Below are 6,726 nucleotides of genomic sequence, written 5' to 3'. Positions count from 1 at the left end.
ACCCCGACGGTCGCCCGCTGGCCAACGTCCAGGAGATGCTCATCGACGCCCGGAGGCGCCGGCGTGGCCCAGCAGCAGCAACCTGAGAACCGACTGCCGCCGGCCACCGGGGCACCACGCCCCGGGCCGGAGGTCGGGCTGTCGCCCGAGCTCCTGGAGTGGGCGGCCGAGGAACGAGGCCACCCGCACAAGGAGCGAGTAGGAAGACCGACCGAAAACGCCACAGGGCTGACGCCCGAACTCCCGGAGCAGGCGGCCGAGGAACGAGGCCACCCGCACAAGGAGCGAGCAGGAAGACCGACCGAAAACCCGGGAGGGCCGGCCCCGCGCGGGGGCCGGCCGGTCGGCCACGGGGGCGACGAGCACGGAGCCGTCGCGCGAGGACCGCGCGGCGCACGGGTACACGGGGAGCAGCGCAGTGGCCGGCGGCAAGGCACGAACATCCTCCGCGGACGGCGCGCCCGCGGAGGCGAACCAGACCTCGCGCGCCCGGCGGGCGGCGGCATCCGCCCCGTCCACACCATCCGCTCCCTCCATGCCGGACGGCGACCCCATGGCCAGGAGTAACGGCTCCACCCCACCGCGGGGCGTGCCCGCCGGGGAGCTGCTCGGGGAGTACCTGCGGGGGCAGGCGATCGCGTTTCTGCGGGGGCTGAGCCTGCGCGGGGAGGACGACGCGGCGGCGGACGAACTGCTCAGGGGCAGTGCGCGGCGCATCGGCGGGGTCGCACACACCTACAGCGCGCTGGTGGACGCGGGGTGGGCGCACGGGCTGGGGGTGGAGTTGGGGTGGCTGTCGGCGACGCTGGGACGGGAAGCGCAGTACGCGGGGCGGCTGGAGAGGCTGTCGGAGGCGTTGCGGCGGCTGTCGGCGACGGGGGCGGCCGAGGCCGTAGTACCCGTGACGGCGCAGCCGGCTGAGGGCTCCCTGCGCACCGCGCCGCCCGCCCTCGCGCTGGGGGCGGCGCGGGCCGCCGCGCTGCTGGAGCGGCAGCTCACCCTGGCCCGTACCCGCGCGCACTCCGCGGCGCTGCAAGCGCTGGGCTCGTCCCGGTTCCACGGGCTGGCGGACGCCATCGCCGTGCTGGCCTCTGAGGTGCCGCTGACGGCCGAGGCGCAGGAGCCGGCCGAGGCCGTCCTGCCGCCGCTGGCCGGGCAGGCGTATCGGCGGCTCGCCGAGGCCACCGCCGCGCTGCCGCTGCACCGGGCGGCGCACCCGTACAATGCCGAGGCCGTGCAGGCCGCGCTCGGCCCGGAACTGACCGCGGACCTGCAGGACACGCCCTGGCACCAGGTACGGATTCTGCTGCGGCTGAGCCGGTACGCCGCCGAGGTGCCCGGCGCCGTGGCCGACGAGCCCCGGGCCCGGCGGCTGGCCGAGGCCGCCGTCCTGCTCCAACGGCACCGCGAGGCCGCCGAGGCGGCCGCCGCCGCGGCGTCCGCGGCCCGGACGCCGCGCATCGCGCCGGCCACCGCGTACGCGCTGGGCGTCCTCCACGCCGATCAGCGGCACGACGTCGAGGCCGCGCGGTTCGCCTTCTCCCGGCTGTGGCAGCCCCACGCGGCAGGCACGGTACCCGGCCCCGGAACGCGCGAGGAGTGACCGTGGCATGACGCAGCCCGGCAGCAACGGGGAGGCGGGGACCGTCCGCGCGGCGGGCACGGTGCTGTGGCGCCCCTCCTCGTACGCGGACGGCATCGAGATCGCCCTCGTCCACCGGCCGCGCTACGACGACTGGAGCCTGCCGAAGGGGAAGTTGAAGCGCGGCGAGGAGTTCGCGCAGGCCGCGGTGCGCGAGACCCGCGAGGAGACCGGGATGGACTGTGCGCTGGGCGCGCCGCTGCCCTCCTCGTACTACCTGGTGGAGGGCCGCCCCAAGGAGGTCCGCTACTGGGCGGCGGAGGCGGACAGCGGCTCGTTCGAGCCCAGCCACGAGGTCGACCGGATGATCTGGCTGCCCCCGGCCGCCGCCCGCCACCGCCTGACCCACGACCGCGACCGCCCGCTGGTGGACGCGCTGCTGCGGGCGCTCGGGCGCTGACCCGTACACGCCTGGGTACGACCGGGCGCCCGGGCCCGTACACCCGGTCGCGACGACGCGCCGCGCGGACGCGGGACTGCGCCCGTTTGAGACCGTTATTTCATCGTAATCCTCGCATTTATGTGAATCCCGCGTGTCACTCGTGCGACGCACAGCGTCATTGCCGGGCGGCCCGCCACCACCCTGATAGATGAGGTTCACCCCGCGTTCACCCAGCCCCGTCGGCCGCTTCACCTGGTCTGCCTACGTTCGGCCGTACCGGTGAGCGCCCTGTCGCCGGGTGGATGCAGGACAACTCAACCTCTTGCTTCGCCGTCCCACCGGCGGGCTCTCGGAAGGAACACACGAAGGTGAAGCTTCAGCGGAAGAGCGGGCTCCGGGCCCTGACCGTCGGCGCGGTCGCGATTACCGGCGCGCTGGTCCTGACCGCCTGCGGGTCGGACGACAACGGCGCCGGCTCCACCCCCAGCGACAGCGCCAAGCCCAGCAGCACCGGCTCCGACGCGTCCGGCATCTCCTGCGAGAAGGGCCAGATCCTGGCCTCCGGCTCCTCGGCGCAGCAGAACGCGATCGAGGCCTGGGTCCGCGACTACCAGCAGGCCTGCCCCGGCGCGACGATCAACTACAAGGCGTCCTCCTCCGGCGAGGGCATCATCGACTTCACCCAGGGCACCGACGCCTTCGCCGGCTCCGACTCCCCGTTGAAGCCCGAAGAGGTCACCGCGTCGAAGAAGGTCTGCGCCGGCGGCCAGGGCATCGACATCCCGATGGTCGGCGGCCCGATCGCCATCGGCTACAACCTGCCCGGCGTGGACGGCCTCGTGCTGGACGCCCCGACCCTGGCGAAGATCTTCAACTCGAAGATCACCGCCTGGGACGACGCCGCGATCAAGAAGCTCAACCCGGGCGCCAGCCTGCCCAGCACCAAGATCCAGTCGGTGCACCGCCAGGACGACTCGGGCACCACCGACAATCTGACCAAGTACTTCAACGGCGCCGCCGCGGCCGACTGGCCGTACGAGCACGCCAAGGCGTGGGCCGGCAAGGGCGGCCAGGCCGCGGCGAAGTCCGCCGGTGTCGCGGGCCTGGTCAAGCAGACCGAGGGCTCCATCGGCTACTTCGAGCTGTCCTACGCGACCGCGAGCGACATCAAGACGGTCAAGATCGCCACCGGCGCCTCCCAGCCCGTCGAGGCCACCCCCGCCAACGCCTCCGCCGGCATCGCCCAGGCGCAGATCGTCGGCACCGGCTCCGACCTGAAGCTGGATCTCAGCAAGGCGTACACGACCACGGCCGACAACGCCTACCCGATCGTCCTGGTGACCTACGAGATCGCCTGCGACAAGGGCAACAAGGCGAGCACCCTGCCGCTGACCAAGTCCTTCCTGAGCTACATCGCCAGCGAGAACGGCCAGAGCAAGCTGGCGGGTGCCGGCTACGCGCCGCTGCCGGCCGAGATCGCCACGAAGGTCCGTTCCACCGTCTCCGCCCTGTCCTGACCCACCCGGCGGGTCCCGCGGCCGACCGCCGACATCACGGCAACCGTCGCGACCACGGCCGACGCCGCGGGATCCGCCGAGTTTCCGGTGCACCGCCGCCGGGGGAGCCGCACTCCCCCAACCAGACCGGAGAATCCGATGACAACCACCGCACCATCCCCCACCGCACCGCCGGACAAGCCGACGGCCGTGACCCGCCCCGGGGACCGGATCTTCGCCGGTCTGTCCCGCGGCTCCGGCATCCTGCTGCTGGTCGTGATGGCCGCCATCGCCGTCTTCCTGACAGTCCGCGCGGCCAGCGCCATCTCCAAGGACCACGGCAACTTCCTCACCACCTTCGAGTGGACCCCGAGCCTGAACCCGCCGGTCTTCGGCATCGCGGTCCTCGCCTACGGGACCGTGGTCAGCTCGATCATCGCGATGGCCATCGCCGTCCCGATCGCCATCGGCATCGCGCTGTTCATCACCCACTACGCGCCGCGCCGGCTCGGCGGCCCGATCGCGTACGTGATCGACCTGCTCGCCGCGGTGCCCAGCATCGTCTACGGCCTGTGGGGCGCGCTCTTCCTCGTGCCGCACCTGCGCGGTCTGAACCTCTGGCTGGACGACTACTTCAGCTGGACGATCATCTTCCACAAGGGCGACCCCAACTCGGCGGCCCGCTCGCTGTTCACCGTGGGCATCCTGCTGGCGATCATGATCCTGCCGATCATCACCAACGTCAGCCGGGAAGTGATCAACCAGGTGCCGAAGATGCACGAGGAGGCGGCGCTGGCGCTCGGCGCCACCCGCTGGGAGGTCATCCGCCTGTCGGTACTGCCGTTCGCCCGCTCCGGCATCATCAGCGCCTCCATGCTGGGCCTGGGCCGCGCGCTCGGCGAGACCATGGCGGTGGCCACCGTGCTGTCCGCCTCACCGACCCTCTCCGCGCACATCCTGGACCCGGTGGGCGGCACCTTCTCGCAGAACATCGTCGCCAAGTTCGGTGAGGCCGACGAGTTCGGCCGGGACGCGCTGATCGCCTCCGGCCTCGTCCTGTTCGTCATCACCCTGCTGGTCAACGGCGCGGCCCGGCTGATCATCGCCCGCCGCAAGGAGTACTCGGGGGCCAACGCGTGAACGAGCGCGGTGAGACCACCGTCAACAGGTACGCAGGCGGCGAAGCCTGCCCGGAGTTCTGCGAGGGGTCGGCATGAGCCACGCCGTCACGGACGCCAAGCCCACCGCCAACGCCCCCGCCGCCCGGCGGCTGGCCTCGCGCCGACTGCCCCGCTGGTCCCCGCTGACCATCGCGGCCGGCGCGCTCGCCATCGGCTGCGGCATCGGGGCCGGCGCGGGCCTGAGCAGCCGCATCCAGTGGGGCCTGATCTCCCTGATCTTCTTCGTGGCCGGCTCCTACCTGGTCACCGCCCGGGTCGAGGGCCGCCGCCAGGCCAAGGACCGCGTGGCCACCAGCCTCGTCTGGTCCAGCTTCGTGCTCGCCGTCGTCCCCCTCTACTCGCTGGTCCAGACGACGATCAGCAAGGGCGCGAAGGTGCTGGACGGCACCTTCCTGACCCACTCGATGAACAACGTGCTGACCATCCAGCCCGGCGGCGGCGTCTACCACGCCATCGTCGGCACCCTGGAACAGGTCGGCATCGCCACCGCGATCGCCGCCCCGATGGGCATCCTCACCGCGGTCTACCTGGTCGAGTACGGCACCGGCCGGCTCGCCAAGTGGGTCACGTTCTTCGTGGACGTGATGACCGGTGTGCCCTCGATCGTGGCCGGTCTGTTCATCCTGTCCGTCTGGTTCGTGGTGGTCGGCACCGCCCCGGCCTCCGGCTTCGCCGGCTCGCTGGCCCTGACGATCCTGATGCTCCCGGTCGTGGTCCGCTCCACCGAGGAGATGCTCAAGCTCGTGCCGAACGAGCTGCGCGAGGCCTCTTTCGCCCTCGGCATCCCGAAGTGGCGCACCATCACGAAGGTGGTCATCCCCACCGCGCTCGGCGGTATCAGTACCGGTGTCATGCTGGCCGTCGCCCGCATCGCTGGCGAGAGCGCCCCGATCGCCCTGCTGGTGTTCGGCAACAACCTGATCAACACGGACCCGTTCAACGGCCCGCAGTCGTCGCTGCCGTTCTACATCTTCCAGCAGTACGGCAACGGCAACGAGCCCAGCTACGACCGTGCCTGGTCGGCGGCGCTCGTCCTGATCGCCTTCGTGATGATCCTGAACCTGGTGGCCCGCGGCATCGCCCGCTGGAAGGCGCCGAAGCACCGATGAGCGGCCTCGCCGCGTGTCCGGCCGCCGACGCGGCCATCCGCAGACCATCAGCAGAAGAGAAGTGATCCCATGGCCAAGCGAATCGACGTCAGCGGCCTCTCCGCCTTCTACGGCAACTTCAAGGCGATCGACGACATCTCGATGACCGTCGAGCCGCGCTCCGTGACCGCCTTCATCGGCCCGTCCGGCTGCGGCAAGTCCACCTTCCTGCGCACCCTGAACCGTATGCACGAGGTCGTCCCCGGCGCCCGCGTCGAGGGCAAGGTGCTGCTGGACGACGAGAACCTGTACGGCTCCTCGGTCGACCCGGTGACGGTCCGCCGCACCATCGGCATGGTCTTCCAGCGGCCCAACCCCTTCCCCACCATGTCGATCTACGACAACGTGGCGGCCGGCCTCAAGCTCAACGGGGTGCGGAAGAAGAGCGACCTCGACGCCGTCGTGGAGAAGTCCCTCCAGGGCGCCAACCTCTGGAACGAGGTCAAGGACCGCCTGAACAAGCCCGGTTCCGGCCTGTCCGGCGGCCAGCAGCAGCGACTGTGCATCGCCCGCGCCATCGCGGTCGAGCCGGAGGTGCTGCTGATGGACGAGCCGTGCTCGGCGCTCGACCCGATCTCCACCCTCGCCATCGAGGACCTGATCAGTGAGTTGAAGACCCGCTACACCATCGTGATCGTCACCCACAACATGCAGCAGGCCGCGCGCGTGTCGGACCGTACCGCCTTCTTCAACCTGTCGGCGGTCGGACAGCCCGGCAGGCTGATCGAGATCGACGAGACCGAGCGGATCTTCTCCAACCCGTCCGTCCAGGCCACCGAGGACTACATCTCGGGGCGCTTCGGCTGAGTTTCCGGTCATCCAGACGGCCGTGCGGTGCTGCATGGCGGTGCCACCGCAGGGCAGGCAGGCCCCGTCT

6 protein-coding genes are annotated in these 6,726 nt (G+C 71.3%); all 6 read left to right on the top strand.

Annotated elements, in window-relative coordinates; all coding sequences use genetic code 11:
• Positions 1–535 precede the first annotated feature (535 nt).
• The 6 genes from VIW71_RS20355 (at position 536) to pstB (ending at position 6,656) form a co-directional block, all read left to right on the top strand.
• The gene (locus VIW71_RS20355) at positions 536–1,603 is read left to right on the top strand and encodes a CHAD domain-containing protein (RefSeq protein WP_331623839.1); all 1,068 of its coding nucleotides are present in this window, start codon (positions 536–538) and stop codon (positions 1,601–1,603) included.
• A gap of 7 nt (positions 1,604–1,610) precedes the next feature.
• Complete coding sequence (locus VIW71_RS20350) at positions 1,611–2,042, top strand: NUDIX hydrolase (RefSeq protein ID WP_331623837.1); 432 nt, start codon at positions 1,611–1,613, stop codon at positions 2,040–2,042.
• 350 nt (positions 2,043–2,392) lie between these two features.
• Complete coding sequence (gene pstS / locus VIW71_RS20345) at positions 2,393–3,541, top strand: phosphate ABC transporter substrate-binding protein PstS (protein WP_331623836.1); 1,149 nt, start codon at positions 2,393–2,395, stop codon at positions 3,539–3,541.
• 138 nt (positions 3,542–3,679) lie between these two features.
• Positions 3,680–4,660 carry a phosphate ABC transporter permease subunit PstC gene (gene pstC, locus VIW71_RS20340; RefSeq protein ID WP_331623835.1) on the top strand — a complete coding sequence of 327 codons (981 nt, stop codon included), beginning with the start codon at positions 3,680–3,682 and terminating at the stop codon, positions 4,658–4,660.
• A gap of 73 nt (positions 4,661–4,733) precedes the next feature.
• Positions 4,734–5,810: a phosphate ABC transporter permease PstA gene (pstA, locus tag VIW71_RS20335; protein ID WP_331623833.1), complete on the top strand. Its 1,077-nt coding sequence runs from the start codon at positions 4,734–4,736 to the stop codon at positions 5,808–5,810.
• Positions 5,811–5,879: 69 nt separating this feature from the next.
• Positions 5,880–6,656, top strand: coding sequence for a phosphate ABC transporter ATP-binding protein PstB (gene pstB / locus VIW71_RS20330; RefSeq protein WP_331623832.1), 777 nt, complete (start codon positions 5,880–5,882; stop codon positions 6,654–6,656).
• Positions 6,657–6,726: the final 70 nt, after the last annotated feature.

The organism is Streptomyces sp. (assembly GCF_036524955.1).
In the GTDB taxonomy this organism is placed as follows: domain Bacteria; phylum Actinomycetota; class Actinomycetes; order Streptomycetales; family Streptomycetaceae; genus Actinacidiphila.
The sequence above is the reverse complement of the archived record's forward strand: the minus strand, read 5'-3'. Positions and strand labels throughout refer to the sequence as shown.

Coding starts and splice junctions, on each gene's coding strand:
- VIW71_RS20355 (WP_331623839.1), top strand. CDS start 536: ATGCCGGACGGCGACCCCATGGCCAGGAGTAACGGCTCCACCCCACCG.
- VIW71_RS20350 (WP_331623837.1), top strand. CDS start 1,611: ATGACGCAGCCCGGCAGCAACGGGGAGGCGGGGACCGTCCGCGCGGCG.
- pstC (WP_331623835.1), top strand. CDS start 3,680: ATGACAACCACCGCACCATCCCCCACCGCACCGCCGGACAAGCCGACG.
- pstA (WP_331623833.1), top strand. CDS start 4,734: ATGAGCCACGCCGTCACGGACGCCAAGCCCACCGCCAACGCCCCCGCC.
- pstB (WP_331623832.1), top strand. CDS start 5,880: ATGGCCAAGCGAATCGACGTCAGCGGCCTCTCCGCCTTCTACGGCAAC.